Raw genomic sequence first — 23,142 nt, 5'->3', positions numbered from 1 at the left:
ATCCCTGTCGGTGACCGGGCAAATACGTCGCGCACGGCCATCATGACGGGCTGTTCGCTAAATTAGACGGTACCGCAAACTTTCTCGATCAGTTCCGCCGGGAACTGCATGGCCTGCATGATGTGTTCGATCATGCTGCGTTTGCGGCCGGTATTGGTATTGGTGATCACCCAGTAAGGGGTGCCCGGTACATGCTTTGGCTTGGTATGCGTGCCGTTGGCCAGCAGGGTCTGCTGATCGCCGGCGAAATAGGTGCGGGTACGGCCGGTCAACGCCTCGGTGGCGGCGGCGAAACCGGCGGCATCGAGGGTATACAGCGTGGACAGCACCAGCATGAAACGGTTGACCGCTTTGTTCTGCTCGGCATATTCATCCGACAGCAGCAGCTCGCGCATGGCGCGCACGCGATCGCGCGGACGCTGCGCCGGCGCCGTTTTTTCCAGCTCGCCGGACTGCGGCGCACTGGCGGCAGGCAACGCGCGCACCGGTTGCCCGGCGGTGAATTTCAACATGCGGCGTAAAATATCGGACGCGCTTTCACCGATGTGTTGCGTGTGGCTGGCAATATAACGGTAAAGCTCTTCGTCGACTTCAATAGTTTTCATCTTTATCCAATACTGTTTTTTCTACTTAGAACCTGAAGCCAGATCCTGCATTCAAGCCATGGGATTATAAGGTTAAAAGCGCTGGGGCGAACACAACAATGTGCCTCCGGACGGAAAATGCAGACTAATACCTATAGCCGGCACTGCCAAGCCCGCGCCGCGAAAATTCCGCATGATTCATCGTGCGATTCAATCATGATACCCTAATCTGAATCTCTCTCAGTATGAACTTCGCCATGAAATTACATTATCAACTGCTGGCCGCCGAGTCAGACGCGCTGCCGGTGCTGCTGATCCACGGGCTGTTCGGCAATCTGGACAACCTGGGCGTGCTGGCGCGCGATCTGCATAAACAGCACACGGTGATCAAGGTCGATCTGCGCAACCACGGCCTCTCCCCGCGCGCCGACGACATGAACTACCCCGCCATGGCGCAGGATCTGCTGGCGCTGCTCGACGAACTGCAGTTGGAGAAAGCGATCGTCATCGGTCATTCGATGGGCGGCAAAGCGGCGATGGCGCTGACCGCCATCGCGCCCGAGCGCGTCGCCAGGCTGATCGTCATCGATGTGGCGCCGGTGGATTACCAGACCCGCCGTCACGACGAGATCTTCGCCGCGCTGAAGGCCGTCAGCGCCGCCGGCATCACCCAGCGCCAGGCGGCCGCCCAGCTGATGCGCGACTACCTGCAGGAAGAAGGCGTGATCCAGTTCCTGCTGAAGTCCTTCCACAACGGCGAATGGCGCTTCAACCTGCCGGTGCTGATCGAACGCTACGAAGACATCACCGGCTGGCAGGATGTGCCGGCCTGGCCGCACCCGACCCTGTTCATTCGCGGCGGCCTGTCGCCGTACGTGCAGGACAGCTACCGTGCGGCCATCGCCCGCCAATTCCCTCAGGCCCGCGCACACGTCGTCGCCGGCACCGGCCATTGGGTTCACGCCGAAAAACCGGAAGCGGTGCTGCGCGCCATCCACCGTTTCCTCGACGAAGCCTGAAAAACTCGCTCACCTGGCGAAAAAACGCGCTAAAGATAACGGCTTAGCGCGTTTAGCCCGCAGTTAGGCATTGTCGTCGCTCCATCTGCTGGGGTAATATGGCGCGCTATAATTTTGCCGCCGCGCCAGCGCGTTCGCGAACGCCGGTTCGGGGGTGAATTTGGGTTAGGGTTTATTGGCCCGAAGTGTGTTAACCGATGCCTCCGGAAGCGTGCGAGCGCTTTTTGATGCAAACTCCCTTGCAGTACCGCTACCTATGGCAAAAGAACAAACGGATCGCACGACGCTGGATCTGTTCGCAGATGAACGCCGTCCGGGGCGCCCGAAAACCAACCCGCTTTCCCGCGATGAACAGCTTAGAATCAATAAGCGCAATCAGTTACGGCGCGATAAAGTGCGTGGATTGCGGCGCGTAGAGCTGAAAATCAACGCGGATGCGGTGGACGCCCTGAACAAACTGGCGGAACAGCGCAACATCAGCCGCAGCGAACTCATCGAGCAGATGCTGTTGGCACAACTGGCGGAAGAACAGCCGGAACATTGATCTCTTCGGCCGCACGCGCGGCGCGGCGTTAAGGACAACGCCGGATCGACCACGCTTTTCTTCATTCTCCGGCATCGCATAAATGCGATAAAACCCCGGCGCCACTTTCTGGCATGATACGCATTTACCGGTAAGAGACTGCGCCTGTCGGCGCCCGCCCCGGAGGCGAAAGGCTCTTGCCATGGCATCATTTTAATCGGCGTCAGCGGCGGCAGTGCCGGCGTCGAGTAATGCAATTACTTGAATTTAAAGGTTATACGCGATATGGCTACTGTAGGCATTTTCTTTGGCAGCGACACTGGCAATACCGAAAACATTGCCAAAATGATCCAGAAAATTCTCCAGAAACAGTTTGGCGACGACGTCTCTGAAGTGCATGACATCGCTAAAAGCAGCAAAGAAGACCTGGAAGGGTTCGATATCCTGCTGCTGGGTATCCCGACCTGGTACTACGGTGAAGCGCAGTGTGACTGGGATGATTTCTTCCCGACGCTGGAAGAAGTCGACTTCAACGGCAAACTGGTGGCGCTGTTCGGCTGCGGCGACCAGGAAGACTACGCGGAATACTTCTGTGACGCGATGGGCACCATCCGCGACATTATCGAACCGCGCGGCGCGGCCATCGTCGGCCACTGGCCGACCAAAGGCTACCACTTCGAGGCCTCCAAAGGCCTGGCGGACGACAACCACTTCATCGGTCTGGCGATCGACGAAGACCGTCAGCCTGAGCTGACCAACGAGCGCGTGGACGCCTGGGTCAAACAAATCGTCGAAGAGCTGAGCCTGGCCGATATCGTCGGCTAAGCCCCGGCGCTGGCGAAAGGTTGAACAAAGGCCCTGTAAAGTGCATAGTGTGCCCACAGGGCCGTCATCGGCAGCAGGGATTGCTGCGATAGAAGCTACAGATTTGTAACTTCCCACCCCGTCACGGTAGACTGAGATATCGGTTTATCCCATCCATCAAGGCGTTGCATGCAAAACATGCAATAGTGCAATTATATCTTTGTTAACAACCGGCGGTTTCCATTTAGTACAACCGGTTCTATAATGAGACGCATTAACTCTTTGTGCCGACCGATGCCACAGGCGAGTACGCCTCAACTTGATTAGCATAGTAACAGGACTGAATTCGCATGACCGACAACAACATCGCATTGAAGAAGGCCGGCTTAAAAGTCACGCTTCCGCGACTCAAAATCCTGGAAGTACTGCAAAATCCGGAATGCCATCACGTCAGTGCGGAAGATTTGTACAAAAAACTGATTGATATGGGCGAAGAGATCGGGCTGGCAACGGTTTATCGCGTACTGAACCAGTTTGACGATGCGGGCATTGTGACTCGTCACAATTTCGAAGGCGGCAAGTCCGTGTTCGAGCTGACCCAACAGCATCACCACGATCACCTGATTTGCCTGGACTGCGGCAAAGTGATCGAATTCAGCGACGAATCCATCGAAGTGCGCCAGCGTGACATCGCCAAGCAGCACGGCATCAAGCTCACCAACCACAGCCTGTACCTGTACGGCCACTGTGAAACCGGTGACTGTCGCGAAGACGAAACGCTGCACGACAAGAAATAAGCCTGACCGGCTATGAAAAACCGCCTCACGCCGAGGCGGTTTTTTTATGCCCGCCGTGCAAAGGGCAAAAAAATCCCCGGACCAGCCGGGGAAAATCATGTCATGAAATATCACAATTGCAGCGGCACAGCGACTCCACGTACTACTCTCACTACAACGTCCGCCCTACGCCGACACGCGCGGGCGAACGCATTCCCCCTTCGTTATACGGCCGCCGCCAGGGCAGCAGGCCGTTGCACCGGGCTTAGACCTTCTCGGCACGGCTGTAGCGCTTGCCGTCCGGGCTAACCGAACGCACCTGCACCTCACCGGACACAGCAGGCTTGGCCTTGGCGTCATAGCGCTGCCACTGCTTGCCGCCGTCGGTGGAGTACTCGATGCCCAACCCCGGCAGCGCGATATTCGCCTCCAGCTTGCCGCCCGCTACGCGTGCGCCCGGCACCGGCAGACGGTAAGCGACGCCGCCCTTGTCCAGCTTGGCCAGTTCACGCTGCCCCAGGATATTGGCGAAGCGCAGCCAGTCTTTCTCCAGCGTCTTGGTATCGACAAAGTGGGTTTCCCCGCCTTTGTATTCGCGGCCGGCGCGATAGTCCTGCTCCCAACCGGCGCGGTGCCAGGCGCGTTCAGCCACCGACAGCGCGCGTGGGAAGATCATGTATTCCATCTGCGGATCGGTGCGCTGGGTTTCGCTCCACAGCTGAGCGGACAGCCCGTAGGCGCCCGGCCACGGCTTGTCGCTCTTGGCGTTGAAGTGGTTGCCGTCGCGGTCGACCGAAGTTTCCGCGTTCTGCGGCATGTTGTCCGGCGCGAAGCTGAACACCTTGCGCTCGTCGCTGAAGCGGGTGCCCCAGTAGTAACCGCGCTCGTCCGGGTTCACCTCGTAAGGGAAGTCCATGTAGACGTAGTCCGGGTTGGAAACCACCACTTCATACCCTTTATTAACCCAGTCGTTGACGCTATCGAAACCGCCCCAGTACAGGGTATCCCAGAAGTTGACGCCCACGCGCGAGGTGGCGAACGCCTTCGCGTTCTCGGCGTCTTTCAGGCCGTCTTGCCAGGCCTGCATTCTGTCGATGCCGTGCGCCTTCACCAGCTTGCTGACCTCTTGGCCGAAGTAGCTCGGCAGATGCTCCATGTCGGCCACCTTGCCTTCTTTGATCATCGTCTGGCACACCTGCGACTTGGCCCACGGCTTGTCTTCGTTGCTCTGATCGATGATGCCTTTGCCCGGCTCCGGTTTCGCCTTATCGGTGTAGCCGGCGCCCAGGCGGATGTTTTTCGCTTCGTCGCCGCCAAAGTGCCAGGTCTTAATCGGCTGACCGGCTTCTTTATGCATCTGGGCAATCTCGCCAATCACCTTATCGACAAAGCGTTGGGAAGAATCCAGGCATGGGTTCAGGTAGCTCTGACGGTTAAAGAACTGCACGGAGGTGGTATTGGAGGTATCGGTCGGATCCACCAGGCGGAATTCGTTGGCCTCCTGCTCTTTCCCGGCGGCATGCAGCTTTTTATAGCGCGCTTCCATCGAGACCACCGCGGCGCGGGCGTGTGCCGGCATGTCGATCTCCGGGATCACCTCAATCTGGCGCGCCTGGGCGTATTTGATGATGTCGATATAGTCCTGACGACTGAAGAAGCCGCCGTAGGCGTCCGGCCCCTGGCCATACTGCGGCAGCAGGCAGGTGGTTTCGCTCAGATCATGGCAGCGCTGGCCGCCGACCTCCGTCAGCTCAGGCAAACCGGGGATCTCGATGCGCCAGCCTTCGTCATCGCTCAGGTGGAAGTGGAATTTGTTGAGCTTGTAGGCCGCCATCTGATCCAGCAGGCGCAGCACCGCGTCCTTCTTATGGAAATTGCGCGCCACGTCGAGGAAAATGCCGCGATACTGGAAGCGCGGCGCATCGCTGGCGTCGAGCGTGGCAATCTTGCCGCTGCCGTCGCTCGGCACTAACGACAGGATCGACTGCAGCCCGTAGAACACCCCGGCCTGATCGAAGCCGATCACCCGCGCCTCTTTCTTGCCGATTTTCAGCTCATAGGCGCCCGGCACCGCCATCGCGCCTTTAAACTTGCCCGGCTGGATGTCGGTCTTGATCGGATAGCCGTTGGCCTGAACCGGCACGCCCAGCAGCGCGAAGCGCTGGTTGACGACCTCCGCCGCCGGCTTGACCAGCGTGCTCAGATCCGGCGATACCCCCTTGCGTAAATCGACGTCCTGCGCGTGAACCTTCACCTGCATCGGCGTCGGCACGATCTGGCCGCGCAGCGCGCCGGCAGGCAGCGTCTGCAGATCGGCATTGCTGACAAAGCGCGAAGCCGGCGTCATCAGAATGTTTTTGTCGTCCTTGGTGCGCTTCCACTGGTCGCCGGTGAACGGCGCCACAAACTGGTCCAGGTTTTCGGTGTCGGTATTCGCCAGCATTTTCGGCTTGGCGTCGCCGGACGTGGCATACCAGCGCGGCAGGAAGTCGTTTCTGAACAGCTGCCAATATTCGGCGACCACCGGGATTTCCACCGCCTTACCGGCCGGGAAGCCGCTGAATTTGGCGGTCGGCTCCAGCTTGTACAGATCGCCGGTGAGGTGAGCAATCTTGAACTGGTCGTTGTCTACCCGCAGGGTCTGGCGCGGGCTGTGGAAATAGATGACCCAGTCTTTGCCGTCGATCGCCTGGCCGTCGTTGCTGAGGGTGAACAACACCCGGTTGCAAGAGGCCCAATCGGCGCCCAGCGCCGCGCAATCCACGCCGTTTTCGCCGGCGCGGTTATCCAGCATTTTTACGTTCAGCTTCAGCTGGCTCAGCTGATCCACCAGCTGTTGATCGGCCATGGCGTTTCCCATGCCGCCCAGGAACCCCATCGTTGCCGTCAACGCGGCTAATGCGCTCAGTTTGAATGCGTTCATGTTCTTGTCCTTCTTAATTATTGTTATCGCGAATTTCTTGCCACAGCTTGCCGCACTTGGCGTCGTAAGCCTGACCGTTACCGCTGTGCACCGCCATAATGCAGTTCTGATAATCCATCACCCGCACCGTTTCCTGCGCGGCGAACTGCTGGTGCTGCTTCTCTTGTTTCAGCACGTTCAGCACCGCCTTGCAGGGCTGCAGACGCTCCGGCGAACCTTCGGCGGTGTTGATGCAGGCGCTGTAAGCCTGCTTCAATTTGGCGTCTTCCGGCGGCGCGGCGGGTTGCGCACAGGCGCTCAAGGCCGCGGCGGCCGCCAACATCAGCATGATTTTTTTCATCGTTGAATTCCCTTAACTGCCCCCGGCGGCGAGGCCGGGGAACACATCAGAAGATGGTGAATGGCGCGATGACCATGAACTTGACGTCTTTCTCGTCCTGGAAGATGTTGCCGTAACCGCCGCCCCAGCTCGGGATGTTGGTGTGGTTGTCATACTGGGTGTAGTGCAGCTTGATCAGGGTGCCCTTGGCGCGCCCTTCCTGGATGGTGTACATCGCGTCCAGACTCCAGGCGCTCTCTTTCAGGCGCTGGCTCTGATCGTAGATCGGGTTGGTGCTCGGCTTGGCGTCCCAGGCGTAAACGTAGGAGCCGCCGACCGCCATGCCCGGCAGGTTCCAGTTGCTGAGGTCATACATCACGCCGGCGTACACCGCTTTCTCGCCGTTGGCGTTAAAGTCAGAGCGGTTATCCCACCACACGTCCAGACGACCGTTGGACGAGGCGTAGGTCGGGGTCATGCGCTGCAGGAAGAAGCCCTGGTTGCCTTCCGCCTTGACCATGGTGCCTTCCAGACGCCAGTTGAATTGGCCGGTGGTGTAACCGAAGGTCAGCGCCTGCAGCCAGGCCAGGCCGTCGTAGATGCTGTTCGGATCGTTCTTGTCGCTGATGCGGTCTTCCGCACCGTAGAACTGGTAACTGGTGGTCAGCGGGTTGCCGAGCACATCGAATTTGTAAGACGCCTTGGTGAAGTATTGATTCACATAACCCTGCGCCTGGCCGAAGGCGGCTTCCAGCACCAGATCGTTTTTGAAATCGTACTTGGCGCCCAGCGAGTGCAGGTAGGAGACGCGCGTTTTCTTATCGTTCTGGCGGAAGTCGTCCATCTCGATATGCCACGGCGCCTTGTATTTGTCGGTCCACATGTAGGAGAAGCTCAACGCGCCGGCGTCGCCGTAGTCGAACTTGGCGCCGGCTTCGGCCCCCTGATAGGTGCCCGGCATAAAGCTCCAGTGCGGCGCCAGCAGGGTTTGGCCGCTCGGCTGAATATAGCCGGCGCGCGCCCAGACCGGGCCGTATTTGAATTTGGCGGCGGCTTTGTACAGGCTCACGCCGCCTTTGTCACCGGAATAGTCTTCGTCGTAGGTACGGTTTTTCGAGGAGAACGCGATCTCGTTCGGGTGGCCGCTGGCGCTGGATTCTGCCAGCTCGATGGCGGTAAAGGCACCGACGTCCAGACCAAACATGTCCCAGGCGTAGCCCGAAGCGAAATCCAGGCTCAGGTTGGCGGTGGAGTGCGACAGGTTGGTGGTGTATTGGTTGTAATCCTTGCTGTCCGGATTGAGATCTTTACGGTCGCGCTCACGTTGCCAGTAATAAATGCCGCCGGTCAGCGTGGAATCATCGATAAACCCTGCGGCTTTCGCCTCAGGCGCCATGGCAAACCCTGTTCCCAACAGCGCGCCCGCGACTGCGAGCGCCAGCGTTTTACGCTGAGCACCGTGCGTACCCATATTGAAATTCCTCTTTGACTTAACTTAAAAGTTGCAGCCGCCTGTGTTCACCACTGCCCTGCACGACTGCCAATAAAAAACCCGAACGGGTAAAAAATATTGCCGACGAGATGTTATTCCCACAGCACTAATTGCTACAGACAGACTATTTTTCGCGACGCGAATTATCAAACAAAAAATGCGGGGGATTTGTCAAAGTATGACAAGGAGCACATATCAGTGAGAATTTGTTACGCTGGCGATCATAGAGGCTGTCGAATAAAAAATTCAATTAAATCAGAATAAATTGAGATACCAGGTCAACCAGAGACGATTAATGGTTTCAGCCTGACCAAATTCGTCAGTCAGACGATAAAAATTGAGAGCGCTCTCCAAATGAAATTAATTCGCATCACGAATATATAAGAAAAAATGAAGACTAATAGAGCCAATATAAGAGAACTAATGGGTTAATGCGTCGCCATTAATTAAACGCATCCCGGATAAAATGAGAGAGAAATAGAGCGTGAGCTGAGCGCAGGCATAAAAAAGCGCGGCTTAAAGCCGCGCTGATTCATTAATTTTCGAGGCGAATAAGATTAGCCTTCGATTTTCGCCCAGGTGTCACGCAGGCCGACGGTGCGGTTAAACACCAGATGCTCGGCCGACGAGTGACGGTTGTCGGCGCAGAAGTAACCTTCACGCTCGAACTGATAGGCTTTCTCCGGCTGTGCAGCCGCCAGGCTCGGCTCGACGAAGCCGTGCTTGATGACCAGCGATTCCGGGTTGATGGTGGAGAGGAAATCCTCCGCCGCGCCCGGATTAGGCACGCTGAACAGGCGATCGTACAGGCGAATTTCCGCCGGCAGCGCGTGCGTCGCTGACACCCAGTGGATCACGCCCTTCACCTTGCGGCCGTCGGCAGGATCTTTGCTCAGCGTTTCCGCATCGTAGCTGCAGAAGATGGTGGCGATCTCGCCCGCTTCGTCCTTCTCGACGCGCTCGGCCTTGATCACGTACGCATTGCGCAGACGCACTTCCTTGCCCAGCACCAGACGCTTGTACTGCTTGTTGGCTTCTTCGCGGAAGTCGGCGCGATCGATATAGATCTCGCGGCTGAACGGCACATCGCGGCTGCCCATTTCCGGTTTGTTCGGGTGGTTAGGCATGGTGACCATTTCCACCGCATCGCCCATGTTCTCGATGACGATTTTCACCGGATCCAGCACCGCCATAGCGCGCGGCGCGTTCTCGTTCAGATCGTCGCGGATGCAGGATTCCAGCGCCACCATCTCGACGTTGTTGTCTTGCTTGGTCACGCCGATGCGCAGGCAGAACTCGCGAATCGAGGCGGCGGTATAACCGCGACGGCGCAGACCGGAGACGGTCGGCATACGGGGATCGTCCCAGCCCTCGACGATCTTCTCGGCCACCAGCTGGTGCAGCTTGCGCTTCGACATGATGGCGTATTCGAGGTTGAGACGCGAAAACTCGTACTGACGCGGGTGGCAAGGAATGGTGATGTTATCCAGCACCCAGTCATACAGACGGCGGTTATCCTGGAATTCCAGGGTGCACAGCGAATGGGTGATCCCTTCCAGCGCATCGGAAATGCAGTGGGTGAAATCGTACATCGGATAGATGCACCATTTGTTACCGGTCTGGTGGTGTTCGGCGAACTTGATGCGGTACAGCACCGGATCGCGCATCACGATAAACGGCGAAGCCATATCGATCTTGGCGCGCAGGCAGGCGGCGCCTTCGGCGAACTCGCCGTTGCGCATCTTCTCGAACAGCGCCAGGTTCTCTTCCACGCTGCGGCCGCGGTACGGGCTGTCTTTACCGGGCGCGGTCAGGGTGCCGCGATATTCACGGATCTGCTCCGGCGACAGCTCATCGACGTAGGCCAGGCCCTTGGTGATCAGCTCAACCGCATACTGGTGCAGCTGATCGAAATAGTCTGAGGAGTAACGAACGTTGCCGCTCCACTCAAAGCCCAGCCACTCCACGTCGTGCTTGATTGACTCCACGAACTCGATGTCTTCTTTCACCGGGTTGGTGTCATCGAAACGCAGGTTGCACTGGCCCTGATAGTCCTTGGCGATGCCGAAGTTCAGGCAGATGGACTTGGCGTGGCCGATATGCAGATAGCCGTTAGGCTCCGGTGGGAAGCGGGTATGTACCGACGTGTGTTTCCCCGACGCCAGATCTTCATCGACGATCTGACGGATAAAATTGGTTGGGCGGGCTTCAGCCTCACTCATTTCACTGTTCCTCAATGCAAAGCGCTACACATAACCGCCTATGATCCAACAAGCCACGTCTGGAAACAACCGTTTGTTTCACGAAAAATGCGGCGCGTTGCACCGTCGGCGCGCAGCGCACCGCCGTGGGGCGAAACGGAATAAAAAAAGCGGGAAGAGATCGCTCTCTTCCCGCCAAGTCGGGGCAAACTCCGCCATGATGCGTGGCCGGCCCCCGGTACTACTCAGGTAAAAACGGCCTTACTTTTGGATCTCGTACAGCTTGGTCTGACCGGCGACGACAGAGCCGCTGGCCAGCGCCGCCAGGCCGGCGTAGTCGTCAGAGTTGCTGACCACCACCGGGCTTATCATCGAACGCGCGTTAGCGTTCAGATAATCCAGATCCAGTTCCAGAATCGGTTGACCGGCTTTCACTTCCGCGCCCTCTTCCACCAGGCGTTTGAAGCCCTGGCCTTCCAGCGCGACGGTGTCGATCCCCATGTGCACCACGATCTCGGCGCCCTTGTCGGTTTCCAGGCAGAACGCGTGGTTGGTATTGAAGATTTTCACCACGGTGCCGTCCGCCGGCGCCACGACGATGTTGTCGGTCGGGCGAATCGCCAGGCCGTCACCTACCGCCTTGCTGGCGAAAGCTTCGTCCGGCACCTGATCGAGCGCCACGACTTCACCGGTCACCGGCGCCACCAGCGTTTCAAACGCGGTTTTCGGTGCGTTCGGTACCGCCTGCGGTTTGGCTTCCGCCGCAGGAGCCGCCGCCGGGGCCGCCGCTGCCGCTACCGGGCCGGCGGCAATCACATTGCGCATTGCGCTGGCGATAAGTTCAGCACGGGTGCCGACGATCACTTGCACGCTCTGCTTGTTCAGGCGGATAACGCCGGATGCGCCGAGGCGTTTCGCCAATGCGTCGTTCACCAGCGCGGAATCTTTCACGTTCAAACGCAGGCGGGTAATGCAGGCGTCGATGCCGGTCAGGTTGTCGGAACCGCCAATCGCGCCGACGTAGCGACGGGCCAGCGTGGTAGTTTCGTTCTCGTCTTTACCGGCGTTGCTGTTGACGTTGACGTCATAACCGTCGGTTTCGTCACCGGCAACCGCCAGCTCGCGGCCCGGGGTCATCAGGTTGAATTTATTGATGGTGAAGCGGAACACCACATAGTAGATAACGAAGAACACCAGACCTTGCGGGATCAGCATGTACCAGTGGGTCGCCAACGGGTTGCGCGACGACAGCACCATATCCACCAAACCGGCGCTGAAGCCGAAACCGGCAATCCAGTGCATGCTGGCGGCGATGAAGACGGAAATCCCGGTCAAGATCGCGTGAAGCACATACAGCACCGGCGCCACAAACATGAAGGAGAATTCCAGCGGTTCGGTGATGCCGGTAAAGAAGGCAGCGAATGCCCCCGCCATCATGATCCCCAGCACTTTCGCCTTATTCTCAGGGCGCGCGCAGTGATAGATAGCCAGCGCTGCGCCCGGCAGACCAAACATCATGATCGGGAAGAAGCCCGCCTGATAACGGCCGGTGATGCCGACGACCGCTTTACCGGCTTCGATCGACTGCTGGCCGCCGAGGAAGTTAGGGATATCGTTGATGCCGGCCACGTCGAACCAGAACACCGAGTTCAGTGCGTGGTGCAGGCCGACCGGGATCAGCAGACGGTTGAAGAAGGCATAGATGCCCGCGCCGACGGAGCCCAATTTCTGGATGTGTTCGCCGAAGCTCACCAGAGCGCCGAACACCACTGGCCAGACGAACATCAGGATGTAAGCAACCAGGATCATCAGGAAGGAAATGAGGATCGGCACCAGGCGGCGGCCGCTGAAGAACGACAGCGCCTTAGGCAGCTCGACGCCGCTGAAGCGGTTATACACTTCGGCGGAGATGATCCCCACCAGAATACCGACGAACTGGTTTTCAATTTTGCCGAACGCGGCAGGCACCTGATCGAGGGGGATCTTCTGAATCATCGACACGGCGGCCGGTGAACAGAGGGTGGTCAGCACCAGGAAACCGACGAAGCCGGTCAGTGCGGCAGAGCCGTCCTTGTCTTTGGACATGCCGTAGGCCACACCGATGGCGAACAGCACGGCCATATGATCGATAATGGCTGAACCGGATTTGATAAATAATGCGGCAAGCGCGTTGTCGCCGCCCCAACCAACAGGGTCAATCCAGTACCCGACGCCCATCAAGATGGCGGCGGCAGGCAGCGTGGCCACCGGCACCATCAGCGCCCGTCCCACCTTTTGCAAATAACTAAGAATGTTCACCTTTTCCCCCTATGTTGTCCGCGGACGGACCCTATTAGTAGTTTATTTGGATCTCTCACTACCTTTTTAGAAACAATGCTTGGCACGTATCACTCATGCCGAGTGTAAAAAATTTATTTTGTATCGCAAATTAAAACCTCCCTTTTTGTGATAAATATCACCAAAAAGTAGTCTTTACCTCCCAGATTGCTGGCCATCACACAAAACTTATTTTATCATTCAAAAAATCAACCGGACGGACGATTCACGCGAGAATCATAAAGCTGGGTTACGCTTACGACTCCCGCAGGCCCGTACAGTATAGCTTTAGTTTACTTATCCCAAGAGGTGTTAGATGAGACTTATCCCACTGAAAGATACCGCACAAGTCGGCAAATGGGCCGCGCGTCATATCGTTCAACGCATCAACGCATTCAAGCCAACCGCAGAGCGCCCGTTTGTCCTCGGCCTGCCCACCGGCGGTACGCCGCTGGAAGCCTACAAACATCTGATTGCGATGCACAAAGCAGGTGAAGTAAGCTTTAAGCATGTTGTGACTTTCAACATGGACGAGTACGTTGGCCTGCCGCAGGAACACCCGGAAAGCTACCACACCTTCATGTACCGCAACTTCTTTGACCACGTTGATATCCCTCGTGAAAATATCAACCTGCTGAACGGCAACGCCGCGGATGTCAACGCCGAGTGCCGCCAGTACGAAGAGAAGATCAAGTCTTACGGCAAAATTAACCTGTTCATGGGGGGCGTGGGCATCGACGGCCATATCGCGTTCAACGAGCCGGCTTCGTCTCTGGGTTCGCGCACCCGCATCAAAACGCTGACCGAAGACACCCGCATCGCCAACTCGCGCTTCTTCGGCGGCGATGTCAGCCTGGTGCCGAAATATGCGCTGACCGTCGGCGTGGGCACGCTGCTGGACGCGGAAGAAGTGATGATCCTGGTGACTGGCCACGCCAAGGCGCAGGCGCTGGAAGCCGCGGTGGAAGGCAACATCAACCACATGTGGACCATCAGCTGCCTGCAGCTGCACGCCAAAGCGGTCGTGGTGTGCGACGAGCCGGCTACTATGGAGCTGAAAGTCAAAACCGTCAAATATTTCCGTGAGTTAGAAGCGGAAAGCGTAAAAAGTCTTTAATCTTTGCAGGGGGCTACGATGTTCGCTTTAACCCACGGCCGGATCTATACCGGCCACGACGTACTTGATGACCATGCAGTCATTATCGCTGATGGGCTGATCGAGAGAGTCTGCCCGGCGGCTGAATTGCCCGCCGGCATCGAAACGCGCGACCTGGGTGGCGCCATCCTGGCCCCCGGGCTTATCGACGTGCAGCTGAACGGCTGCGGCGGCGTCCAGTTCAACGATTCGCTGGAAGCGATTTCGGAAGAAACGCTGGAGATCATGCAGCGCGCCAACGAGAAATCCGGCTGCACCAGCTATCTGCCGACGCTGATCACCAGCAGCGACGAATTCATGAAGCACAGCGTCGACGTGATGCGCGCTTATCTGAAAAAGCACCAAAACCAGGCGCTGGGCCTGCACCTGGAAGGGCCCTACCTCAGCCCGGTGAAAAAAGGCACCCATAACCCGGCGTTCATTCGCAAGCCAACGCAGGACATGATCGATTACCTGTGCGCCAACGCCGACGTGATCACCAAGGTGACGCTGGCGCCGGAAATGGTTGAGCCGCACGTTATCAAGCAGTTGACCGAGGCCGGCATCGTGGTCTCCGCCGGCCACTCGAACGCCACCTACGATCAGGCACGCACCGGCTTCGCCGCCGGCATCAGCTTCGCCACCCACCTGTACAACGCCATGCCGTATATCACCGGCCGCGAACCGGGGCTGATGGGGGCGATCTTCGATACGCCGGAGGTCTATACCGGCATCATCGCCGACGGCCATCACGTGGCCTGGGCGAGTATCCGTAACGCCAAACGCCTGAAAGGTGATAAATTGGTATTGGTCACCGACGCGACCGCACCGGCAGGTGCAGATATTGACCAATTTATTTTCGCCGGTAAAACAATATACTATCGGGATGGGCTGTGCGTGGATGAGAACGGTACCCTGAGCGGTTCCGCGCTGACCATGATCGAAGCGGTGCAAAACAGTGTCGAGCATATCGGCATCGCGCTGGACGAAGCGCTGCGCATGGCGACGCTGTATCCGGCGCGCGCCATCGGCGTCGAGCAGCGTCTGGGCACTATCGAAGCCGGCAAGGTGGCTAACCTGACCGCCTTCACCCGTGATTTCAAGATCACCAAAACGCTCGTTAACGGTAACGAGGTTTAATTCAATGAACAGCGAGTAACATTATTGATGAGCACTGGCGGACAAGCACAAATAGGGAACGTTGACTTAGTCAAACAGCTTAACGGCGCGGCAGTTTACCGCCTGATCGACCAGCAGGGCCCGATCTCGCGCATTCAAATTGCCGAACTCAGCCAGCTTGCTCCCGCCAGCGTCACCAAAATTACTCGCCAGCTGCTGGAGCGCGGGCTGATCAAAGAAGTCGATCAGCAAGCCTCCACCGGCGGCCGCCGCGCGATCTCCATCGTGTCGGAAACCCGTCATTTCCATACCGTCGCGGTGCGTCTCGGCCGCCACGACGCCACCATCACCCTGTATGACATGAGCGGTAAATCGCTCAGCGAAGAACACTATCCGCTGCCGGAACGCACCCAGGAAACGCTGGAAAATGCGCTGTTCGCCGCCATCGCCCAATTCATCGAAGCAAACCAGCGCCGCCTGCGCGAGCTGATCGCCATCGCGGTGATCCTGCCCGGCCTGGTGGATCCGGCGCTGGGCGTGGTGCGCTACATGCCGCACATCAGCGTCAGCAACTGGGCGCTGGTCGACAACCTGCAGCAGCGCTTCAACGTCACCAGCTTCGTCGGCCACGACATCCGCAGCCTGGCGCTGGCGGAGCACTACTTCGGTGCTACCCGCGACTGCGAAGACTCGATTCTGGTGCGACTGCACCGCGGTACCGGCGCCGGCATCATCGTCAACGGGCAGATTTTTCTCGGCAATAACGGCAACGTCGGCGAAATCGGCCATATCCAGATCGATCCGCTGGGTGAACGCTGCCACTGCGGCAACTTCGGCTGCCTGGAAACCGTAGCCGCCAACGCGGCGATCGAACAGCGCGTGCGCCAGCTGCTGAGCCAGGGCTACCCGAGCAAACTGACGCTGGAAGACTGCGGCATCAACGCCATCTGCAAGGCCGCCAACCGCGGCGATCTGCTGGCCAGCGAAGTGATCGAACACGTCGGCCGCTATCTGGGCAAGGCGGTGGCCATCGCCATCAACCTGTTCAACCCGCAGAAGGTGGTGATCGCCGGTGAGATCACCGAAGCGGACAAGGTGCTGCTGCCGGCGATCCAGAGCTGCATCAATACCCAGGTGCTGAAGGACTTCCGCAAAAATCTGCCGGTGGTGACCTCCGAACTCAATCATCGCTCGGCGATCGGCGCTTTCGCCCTGGCCAAACGCGCGATGCTCAACGGCGTGCTCTTGCAGCGATTGCTGGAAAGCTGATCCGCCGCTTCTGGCAGGTGTGTTATCGTCACCCCTTGCCTGCCGTAATCATGAGAAACAGCAACAAATGAAAATCAAAAACGTTATATGCGATATCGACGGCGTGCTGCTGCATGACAATACGCCGGTGCCCGGCGCCGATCTGTTCCTGGCGCGCATCCAGGAACAAGGCATGCCGCTGGTGGTGCTGACCAACTACCCGTCACAGACCGCGCAGGATCTGGCGAACCGCTTCGCCGCCGCCGGGCTGGAAGTGCCGGAGAGCGCGTTCTATACCTCGGCGATGGCCACCGCCGATTTCCTGCGCCGCCAGGAAGGCAAAAAAGCCTACGTGGTCGGCGAAGGCGCCCTGATCCATGAGCTGTACAAAGCCGGTTTCACCATCACCGACATCAACCCGGATTTCGTGATCGTCGGTGAAACCCGCTCTTACAACTGGGACATGATGCACAAGGCCGCCTACTTCGTCAGTAACGGCGCACGCTTTATCGCCACCAACCCAGATAGCCACGGCCACGGCTTCTCGCCGGCCTGCGGCGCGCTGTGCGCCCCCATCGAGAAGATCACCGGCCGCAAGCCGTTTTACGTCGGCAAGCCCAGCCCGTGGATCATTCGCGCCGCATTGAACAAAATGCAGGCGCACTCGGAAGAGACGGTGATCGTCGGCGACAACCTGCGCACCGACATTCTGGCGGGCTTCCAGGCCGGTCTGGAAACCGTGCTGGTGCTGTCCGGCGTCTCCACGCTGAGCGACATCGAAACCATGCCGTTCCGCCCGAGCTACGTCTACCCTTCCGTTGCCGATATCACCATCTTCTGATGCATTTATGGCGGCTGCCCGGCCGCCATTATTTCTCTCTTCCTGACCGCAGTTTGAATTTAATTCGTTCATGGCCACAAAAGGTTTCAGCCTGCCTGCGCTAAAAATCCTCATTATAACCTTACGCCCCGCCAATAGCTGATATTGCCGGCCAGCGGAAAACCTTTACCCCTAATTAATGAGGCTACCATGAGCACAGATAACATGATCAATGCCGCCGCCGATGACGCAGCCATTATGCCGACTATCGCCAATAAAAAAATCCTGATGGGTTTTTGGCACAACTGGGCCGCCGGCGCCAGTGACGGCTATCAGCAAGGCCAGTTCGCCAATATGAACCTGACCGATATTCCTGCCGAATACAACGTGGTGGCCGTCGCCTTTATGAAAGGCCAGGGCATCCCAACCTTCAAACCTTACAACCTGTCCGACGCCGAGTTCCGCCGCCAGGTGGGCGTGCTGAACAGCCAGGGCCGCGCGGTGCTGATCTCCCTCGGCGGCGCAGACGCGCATATCGAGCTGAAAACCGGCGACGAAGATAAGCTGAAAGACGAGATTATTCGTCTGGTGGAAGTCTATGGCTTCGATGGCCTGGATATCGATTTGGAACAGGCGGCGATCGGCGCCGCCAATAATAAAACCGTTTTGCCTGCGGCATTGAAAAAAGTAAAAGACTATTACGCCGCGCAGGGGAAAAACTTTATTATCAGCATGGCGCCGGAATTCCCGTATTTACGCACCAACGGCACCTACCTGGATTATATCAACGCCCTCGAAGGCTATTATGACTTTATCGCGCCGCAATATTATAACCAGGGTGGCGACGGTATTTGGGTGGACGAGCTCAACGCCTGGATCACACAAAATAACGACGCCATGAAAGAGGACTTCCTCTACTACCTGACGGAAAGCCTGGTCACCGGCACCCGCGGCTATGCAAAGATCCCTGCAGCAAAATTCGTCATCGGTCTGCCGAGCAACAACGATGCCGCCGCCACCGGCTACGTAGTCAACAAACAGGCGGTATATAACGCCTTCTCCCGTCTCGACGCCAAGAACCTGTCGATCAAAGGCCTGATGACCTGGTCAATCAACTGGGACAACGGCAAGAGCAAGGCCGGCGTGGCCTACAATTGGGAGTTCAAAACCCGCTACGCGCCGCTGATTCAGGGCGGCGTCACCCCGCCGCCGGGAAAGCCTAATGCGCCGACGGCGCTGACGGTCGCCGAGCTGGGCGCCACCTCGCTGAAGCTGAGCTGGGCCGCCGCCACCGGGGCCTTACCGATCGCCAGCTACACCGTCTACCGCAACGGCAACCCGATCGGCCAGACCACCGGCCTGTCGCTGGCCGACGGCGGCCTGACGCCGGCCACCCAGTACAGCTACTTCGTTACCGCAACCGACAGCCAAGGCAATACCTCGCTGCCGAGCAGCGCGCTGGCGGTCAAAACCGCCAACGACGGCACGCCGCCCGATCCGGGGGCGCCCGAGTGGCAGAACAACCACAGCTACAAAGCCGGCGACGTGGTGAGTTATAAAGGCAAGAAATACACCTGTATCCAGGCGCACACCTCCAACGCCGGCTGGACGCCGGACGCCGCCTTCACCCTGTGGCAGCTCATCGCCTAATCGCTAATCGATTGCCGGCCAGACCGGCCGGCAATCCCGTCATTACGCTAAAAATTGCATAATCGCCAATTTTTCCCGCCAATAACTGAAAATCCGTTAAAAATCGCAGCCACGCAAACAACTATTTCTCAGCGTATGGCTAAAACGCTTGCATCTCCTGCAGCTTTAGGCGCATTTTCATAACCACAGCGCAGCAAAACCGCTTTATCGCTGATGAATCGGCAATGCTGCCCATAACAGTAAAAAACAACATCACAGTCATGAAAGCCCGTTAGGAGAGTTGTATGTGTTCTATTTTCGGTGTGCTCGATCTGAAGTCCGATCCCGTTGAACTGCGTAAGAAAGCGCTGGAGCTGTCGCGCCTGATGCGCCACCGCGGCCCGGATTGGTCCGGCGTCTACGCCAGCGACAAAGCCATTTTGGCCCACGAACGCCTGTCGATCGTCGACGTCAACAACGGCGCTCAACCGCTGTACAACGCCGCGCACACCCACGTTCTGGCGGTCAACGGCGAAATTTACAACCACCAGGCGCTGCGCCAACAGCTGAGCGACCGCTACGCGTTCCAGACCGGGTCCGACTGTGAAGTGATCCTGGCGCTGTATCAGGAGAAAGGCCCGGACTTTCTCGACGATCTGCAAGGCATGTTCGCCTTCGCCCTGTATGACACCGAAAAAGACGCTTACCTGATCGGCCGCGATCATCTGGGCATCATCCCGCTGTACATGGGCCACGACGAGCACGGCAACCTGTACGTCGCTTCGGAAATGAAAGCGCTGGTGCCGGTGTGCCGCACCATCAAGGAATTCCCGGCCGGCAGCTACCTGTGGAGCCAGGACGGTGAGATCCGCGAATACTATCGCCGCGACTGGTTCGATTACGACAGCGTCAAAGACAACGTGACCGACGCCGCCGCCTTGCGCACCGCGCTGGAAGAGTCGGTGAAAAGCCACCTGATGTCCGACGTGCCTTACGGCGTGCTGCTGTCGGGCGGGCTGGATTCCTCTGTCATCTCGGCGATCACCAAGAAGTACGCCGCGCGCCGCGTGGAAGATCAGGAACGCAGCGAAGCCTGGTGGCCGCAGCTGCACTCCTTCGCCGTCGGCCTGGAAGGCTCGCCGGATCTGCGCGCCGCGCAGGAGGTCGCCAACCATCTGGGCACCGTGCACCATGAGATCCACTTCACCGTGCAGGAAGGCCTGGACGCCATCCGCGACGTGATTTACTACATCGAAACCTATGACGTCACCACCATTCGCGCCTCGACGCCAATGTACCTGATGTCGCGCAAAATCAAGGCGATGGGCATCAAGATGGTGCTCTCCGGCGAAGGTGCGGACGAAGTGTTCGGCGGCTACCTTTACTTCCATAAGGCGCCGGACGCCCGCGAATTCCACGAAGAGACCGTGCGCAAGCTGCTGGCGCTGCATATGTTCGACTGCGCGCGCGCCAACAAGGCGATGTCCGCCTGGGGCGTTGAGGCCCGCGTGCCGTTCCTGGACAAGAAATTCCTCGACGTGGCGATGCGCATCAACCCGAAAGATAAAATGTGCGGCAACGGCAAAATGGAAAAACACATCGTCCGCGAATGTTTCGAGTCCTATTTGCCGGCCAGCGTGGCCTGGCGCCAGAAAGAGCAGTTCTCCGACGGCGTTGGCTACAGCTGGATCGACACGCTAAAAGAGGTCGCTGCGCAGCAAATCAGCGATCAACAGCTCGAAACCGCGCGTTTCCGCTTCCCGTACAACACGCCGACCTCTAAAGAAGGCTACCTGTATCGCGAAATCTTCGAGGAGCTGTTCCCGCTGCCGAGCGCCGCCGAATGCGTGCCGGGCGGCCCGTCCGTCGCCTGCTCGTCCGCCAAGGCCATCGAATGGGACGAATCGTTCAAGAAGATGGACGATCCTTCCGGCCGCGCCGTTGGCGTGCACCAGGCCGCCTATAAATAATCGCGCGGCGTTTTCCCCAAGGCGGGCCTTTTGGCCCGCCTTTTGTTGCCTTTTCCCCCCGCCAACTGCCTGAATTGCCGATTTTATCGCCATAATGTTCACAACCCAGACAAACGGCGCTTCCCGGCACTTTTTCGGGAAAAAACTTGTTGACGCAAATCGGTCATATACGCATAATGCGCCCCGCAACGCCGATGAAGGCAAAGCAAAAAAAGAGGGCTACGTAGCTCAGCTGGTTAGAGCACATCACTCATAATGATGGGGTCACAGGTTCGAATCCCGTCGTAGCCACCATCTCTTTTTTGCATTGCGGGAGTGGCGAAATTGGTAGACGCACCAGATTTAGGTTCTGGCGCCGCAAGGTGTGCGAGTTCAAGTCTCGCCTCCCGCACCATTTCTCTTCATCGTCGGCGCAGTATGTTGATGGGGTATCGCCAAGCGGTAAGGCACCGGTTTTTGATACCGGCATTCCCTGGTTCGAATCCAGGTACCCCAGCCATATTCTTTCGAGAATGGGGTTTCAACATAAGATTTGTTTGCAGGTGGGGTATCGCCAAGCGGTAAGGCACCGGTTTTTGATACCGGCATTCCCTGGTTCGAATCCAGGTACCCCAGCCATAACAAACTGCTTGCAAATCAAAGAAGTAAAAAGTAACATCGGCTACGTAGCTCAGCTGGTTAGAGCACATCACTCATAATGATGGGGTCACAGGTTCAAATCCCGTCGTAGCCACCATAATTGGGGTGTCGCCAAGCGGTAAGGCTCTGGTTTCTGATACCAGCATACCCAGGTTCGAATCCTGGCACCCCAGCCATATTTAGAAAAGCCCGCTTCGGCGGGCTTTTTGCTGTCCGGCGTTCAGCCAATCCTAACGGGCCCAGCCGCAGCTGAGCCCTGTCGGTTACAATCCCAACGCGTACTTCAACGCATGCTCTTTCAGCTTGCCCGCCCGCTGCGCGGCCATCAGCGCCAGATTGCGCGCCACGTTCAGCGGCGCCAGGTTATTGCTGAAAGCGGTATAGAATAGATCCATGCCGCTCTGCATCAGCAAATTGTCGGTACGGCGGCGGCGCTGATAACGCAGCAGTACCGCCTCGCTGCTCCAGTCCTCTCCCTGCTCCCGCGCATCGCTCAATACGTTCAGCAAGGCATCCACGTCGCGATACCCCAGATTGACGCCCTGCCCCGCCAGCGGATTGATGGTATGCGCCGCATCCCCCAGCAGTGCCAACCCCGGCAGCACGTAACGCTGCGCATGACGCCGCGTCAGCGGGAACGAACCGGCGGCGTGCACCTTGACCGGGCCCAGTCGCGCCGGGAAAGCGGCGGCGATCTCACGCTCCAGCTGCGCCGGCGGCATCGCCTGCAGCTGGCGAATGCGCTGCGGGCTGTCATACCACACCAGCGACGCCCAGCTGTCGTACAGCGGCAGGAAGGCACGCGGCCCGGACGGGAAGAAACGCTGCCAGGTCACATCCTGCTGCGGCGCGCCGGTATCGACGGTGATCAACATGCACGCCTGACGATACTGCCAGCCGTTGGTGCCGATCGCCGCCAGCTTGCGCACCTGCGAGTTGGCGCCGTCGGCGCCGACAACCAGGCGCGCCTGCAGCGTCTCGCCGCCGTCCAGCGTCAGCTGCCAGGCATTGTCCGCCCGCTGCAGCGATTGCAGCCTGGCGGGGCACAGCAGCGTCAGGTTGGCGCACTGCGCGAACTGCTGCCACAGCGCCAGCTGCAGAATGCGGTTTTCCACCATAAAGCCCAGCTCGGGCAACCCCAGGGACACCGCGTCGAACGCCACGCGCGACGACGCCCATTCCCAGGTCTCCAGCCGGCGATACGGCGCCGTGCGCATCGCCGTCACGGCCTGCCAGGCGCCGAGCTGTTTCAGCAGCCCCACCGAAGTGCAGCCGATAGCGGAAATGCGCAGATCCGGCGGGCTTTGCGCCTCGAACGCCTGCGGCGCCTGATGTTCCAGCAACGCCACCGACCAGCCCGCCTGTGCCAGCCCCAGGGCCGCCGCCGCGCCGACCATGCCGCCGCCCACCACCACCGCGTCATACCGATTTTGAGATGTCTTCATATTGGCTATGTTTTCTGTATGAATGGTCGCCATCCCACCCGGCATGGCGTTTTACGCAGTGTACCGGATTTTCGCTTCGGCTTCAGGTCGCGTGCCATTTTCCCCCGCGCTGGTCACAACGGCGGCAAATGATTACAATACGCGCCCTGCATGTCGCGTAACGCAACTTTCGCTCCGCAC

General features: G+C 58.5%; 17 protein-coding genes and 6 tRNA genes. 16 read left to right on the top strand and 7 right to left on the bottom strand.

The features are described from left to right. Positions 1-62: 62 nt before the first annotated feature. Positions 63-605, bottom strand: coding sequence for a replication initiation negative regulator SeqA (gene seqA, locus C3F38_RS08450; RefSeq protein WP_047728505.1), 543 nt, complete (start codon positions 603-605; stop codon positions 63-65). A 224-nt stretch (positions 606-829) separates the two neighbouring features. Here seqA and ybfF point away from each other — a divergent pair, with 224 nt between their 5' ends. The 4 genes from ybfF to fur all read left to right on the top strand — a co-directional run bounded on the left by ybfF (position 830) and on the right by fur (position 3,727). After that, positions 830-1,603 carry an esterase gene (gene ybfF, locus C3F38_RS08445; RefSeq protein ID WP_080346880.1) on the top strand — a complete coding sequence of 258 codons (774 nt, stop codon included), beginning with the start codon at positions 830-832 and terminating at the stop codon, positions 1,601-1,603. A 256-nt stretch (positions 1,604-1,859) separates the two neighbouring features. Then, positions 1,860-2,147, top strand: a complete 288-nt coding sequence (ybfE, locus tag C3F38_RS08440; RefSeq protein WP_004939936.1) for a LexA regulated protein — start codon at positions 1,860-1,862, stop codon at positions 2,145-2,147. A 264-nt stretch (positions 2,148-2,411) separates the two neighbouring features. Next, a complete protein-coding gene (fldA, locus tag C3F38_RS08435) occupies positions 2,412-2,951 on the top strand; it encodes a flavodoxin FldA (RefSeq protein ID WP_004939938.1) in 540 nt (179 codons plus the stop codon). Positions 2,952-3,280: 329 nt separating this feature from the next. Continuing rightward, on the top strand, positions 3,281-3,727 hold the full coding sequence (gene fur, locus C3F38_RS08430; protein ID WP_019454058.1) for a ferric iron uptake transcriptional regulator: 447 nt from the start codon (positions 3,281-3,283) through the stop codon (positions 3,725-3,727). A 244-nt stretch (positions 3,728-3,971) separates the two neighbouring features. On the opposite strand, the gene C3F38_RS08425 is transcribed toward fur, so the two are convergent. From C3F38_RS08425 to nagE, 5 genes are all read right to left on the bottom strand, one after another. Continuing rightward, the gene (locus C3F38_RS08425; RefSeq protein ID WP_103767397.1) at positions 3,972-6,629 is read right to left on the bottom strand and encodes a beta-N-acetylhexosaminidase; all 2,658 of its coding nucleotides are present in this window, start codon (positions 6,627-6,629) and stop codon (positions 3,972-3,974) included. Between the two features lie 13 nt (positions 6,630-6,642). Further along, positions 6,643-6,969, bottom strand: coding sequence for a ChiQ/YbfN family lipoprotein (gene chiQ, locus C3F38_RS08420; protein WP_004939944.1), 327 nt, complete (start codon positions 6,967-6,969; stop codon positions 6,643-6,645). A gap of 46 nt (positions 6,970-7,015) precedes the next feature. Next, positions 7,016-8,419: an OprD family outer membrane porin gene (locus tag C3F38_RS08415; RefSeq protein ID WP_038877490.1), complete on the bottom strand. Its 1,404-nt coding sequence runs from the start codon at positions 8,417-8,419 to the stop codon at positions 7,016-7,018. A gap of 578 nt (positions 8,420-8,997) precedes the next feature. Continuing rightward, on the bottom strand, positions 8,998-10,662 hold the full coding sequence (glnS, locus tag C3F38_RS08410; protein WP_055316094.1) for a glutamine--tRNA ligase: 1,665 nt from the start codon (positions 10,660-10,662) through the stop codon (positions 8,998-9,000). Positions 10,663-10,902: 240 nt separating this feature from the next. Further along, positions 10,903-12,939: an N-acetylglucosamine-specific PTS transporter subunit IIBC gene (gene nagE, locus C3F38_RS08405; protein ID WP_047728512.1), complete on the bottom strand. Its 2,037-nt coding sequence runs from the start codon at positions 12,937-12,939 to the stop codon at positions 10,903-10,905. Positions 12,940-13,273: 334 nt separating this feature from the next. On the opposite strand from nagE, the gene nagB reads away from it, so the two are divergent. The 12 genes from nagB to C3F38_RS08345 all read left to right on the top strand — a co-directional run bounded on the left by nagB (position 13,274) and on the right by C3F38_RS08345 (position 21,693). Beyond that, a complete protein-coding gene (gene nagB, locus C3F38_RS08400; protein ID WP_038877482.1) occupies positions 13,274-14,074 on the top strand; it encodes a glucosamine-6-phosphate deaminase in 801 nt (266 codons plus the stop codon). 18 nt (positions 14,075-14,092) lie between these two features. Further along, entirely contained in the window at positions 14,093-15,232 is a 1,140-nt protein-coding gene (gene nagA, locus C3F38_RS08395; RefSeq protein WP_038877480.1) for an N-acetylglucosamine-6-phosphate deacetylase, read from the top strand. A gap of 27 nt (positions 15,233-15,259) precedes the next feature. Then, positions 15,260-16,480, top strand: a complete 1,221-nt coding sequence (locus tag C3F38_RS08390) for an N-acetylglucosamine repressor (RefSeq protein ID WP_004939956.1) — start codon at positions 15,260-15,262, stop codon at positions 16,478-16,480. 67 nt (positions 16,481-16,547) lie between these two features. Next, a complete protein-coding gene (locus C3F38_RS08385) occupies positions 16,548-17,300 on the top strand; it encodes an HAD-IIA family hydrolase (RefSeq protein ID WP_004939957.1) in 753 nt (250 codons plus the stop codon). A 189-nt stretch (positions 17,301-17,489) separates the two neighbouring features. After that, a complete protein-coding gene (locus C3F38_RS08380; RefSeq protein ID WP_055311933.1) occupies positions 17,490-18,929 on the top strand; it encodes a glycosyl hydrolase family 18 protein in 1,440 nt (479 codons plus the stop codon). Between the two features lie 284 nt (positions 18,930-19,213). Further along, positions 19,214-20,878: an asparagine synthase B gene (gene asnB, locus C3F38_RS08375; protein WP_055316093.1), complete on the top strand. Its 1,665-nt coding sequence runs from the start codon at positions 19,214-19,216 to the stop codon at positions 20,876-20,878. 217 nt (positions 20,879-21,095) lie between these two features. Continuing rightward, positions 21,096-21,172, top strand: a tRNA-Met gene (locus tag C3F38_RS08370). 15 nt (positions 21,173-21,187) lie between these two features. Further along, positions 21,188-21,272: transfer RNA gene (locus C3F38_RS08365), tRNA-Leu, on the top strand. A 30-nt stretch (positions 21,273-21,302) separates the two neighbouring features. Beyond that, a tRNA-Gln gene (locus C3F38_RS08360) sits at positions 21,303-21,377 on the top strand. Between the two features lie 44 nt (positions 21,378-21,421). Continuing rightward, positions 21,422-21,496 (top strand) — tRNA-Gln (locus C3F38_RS08355). Positions 21,497-21,537: 41 nt separating this feature from the next. Next, positions 21,538-21,614 (top strand) — tRNA-Met (locus tag C3F38_RS08350). Between the two features lie 4 nt (positions 21,615-21,618). After that, positions 21,619-21,693, top strand: a tRNA-Gln gene (locus tag C3F38_RS08345). Between the two features lie 87 nt (positions 21,694-21,780). Here the strand turns inward: C3F38_RS08345 and ubiF are convergent. Further along, a complete protein-coding gene (ubiF, locus tag C3F38_RS08340) occupies positions 21,781-22,962 on the bottom strand; it encodes a 3-demethoxyubiquinol 3-hydroxylase (protein ID WP_055316092.1) in 1,182 nt (393 codons plus the stop codon). Positions 22,963-23,142: the final 180 nt, after the last annotated feature.

Origin of the sequence: Serratia sp. SSNIH1, assembly GCF_002935055.1 — a bacterium.
In the GTDB taxonomy this organism is placed as follows: Bacteria; Pseudomonadota; Gammaproteobacteria; order Enterobacterales; family Enterobacteriaceae; genus Serratia; species Serratia nevei.
This window is presented reverse-complemented; position numbering and strand designations above follow the sequence as displayed.

Bases quoted from the DNA above. Each gene is read 5' to 3' on its own strand.
- seqA (WP_047728505.1), bottom strand. From the start codon at position 605: ATGAAAACTATTGAAGTCGACGAAGAGCTTTACCGTTATATTGCCAGC.
- ybfF (WP_080346880.1), top strand. From the start codon at position 830: ATGAACTTCGCCATGAAATTACATTATCAACTGCTGGCCGCCGAGTCA.
- ybfE (WP_004939936.1), top strand. From the start codon at position 1,860: ATGGCAAAAGAACAAACGGATCGCACGACGCTGGATCTGTTCGCAGAT.
- fldA (WP_004939938.1), top strand. From the start codon at position 2,412: ATGGCTACTGTAGGCATTTTCTTTGGCAGCGACACTGGCAATACCGAA.
- fur (WP_019454058.1), top strand. From the start codon at position 3,281: ATGACCGACAACAACATCGCATTGAAGAAGGCCGGCTTAAAAGTCACG.
- C3F38_RS08425 (WP_103767397.1), bottom strand. From the start codon at position 6,629: ATGAACGCATTCAAACTGAGCGCATTAGCCGCGTTGACGGCAACGATG.
- chiQ (WP_004939944.1), bottom strand. From the start codon at position 6,969: ATGAAAAAAATCATGCTGATGTTGGCGGCCGCCGCGGCCTTGAGCGCC.
- C3F38_RS08415 (WP_038877490.1), bottom strand. From the start codon at position 8,419: ATGGGTACGCACGGTGCTCAGCGTAAAACGCTGGCGCTCGCAGTCGCG.
- glnS (WP_055316094.1), bottom strand. From the start codon at position 10,662: ATGAGTGAGGCTGAAGCCCGCCCAACCAATTTTATCCGTCAGATCGTC.
- nagB (WP_038877482.1), top strand. From the start codon at position 13,274: ATGAGACTTATCCCACTGAAAGATACCGCACAAGTCGGCAAATGGGCC.
- nagA (WP_038877480.1), top strand. From the start codon at position 14,093: ATGTTCGCTTTAACCCACGGCCGGATCTATACCGGCCACGACGTACTT.
- C3F38_RS08390 (WP_004939956.1), top strand. From the start codon at position 15,260: ATGAGCACTGGCGGACAAGCACAAATAGGGAACGTTGACTTAGTCAAA.
- C3F38_RS08385 (WP_004939957.1), top strand. From the start codon at position 16,548: ATGAAAATCAAAAACGTTATATGCGATATCGACGGCGTGCTGCTGCAT.
- C3F38_RS08380 (WP_055311933.1), top strand. From the start codon at position 17,490: ATGAGCACAGATAACATGATCAATGCCGCCGCCGATGACGCAGCCATT.
- asnB (WP_055316093.1), top strand. From the start codon at position 19,214: ATGTGTTCTATTTTCGGTGTGCTCGATCTGAAGTCCGATCCCGTTGAA.
- ubiF (WP_055316092.1), bottom strand. From the start codon at position 22,962: ATGAAGACATCTCAAAATCGGTATGACGCGGTGGTGGTGGGCGGCGGC.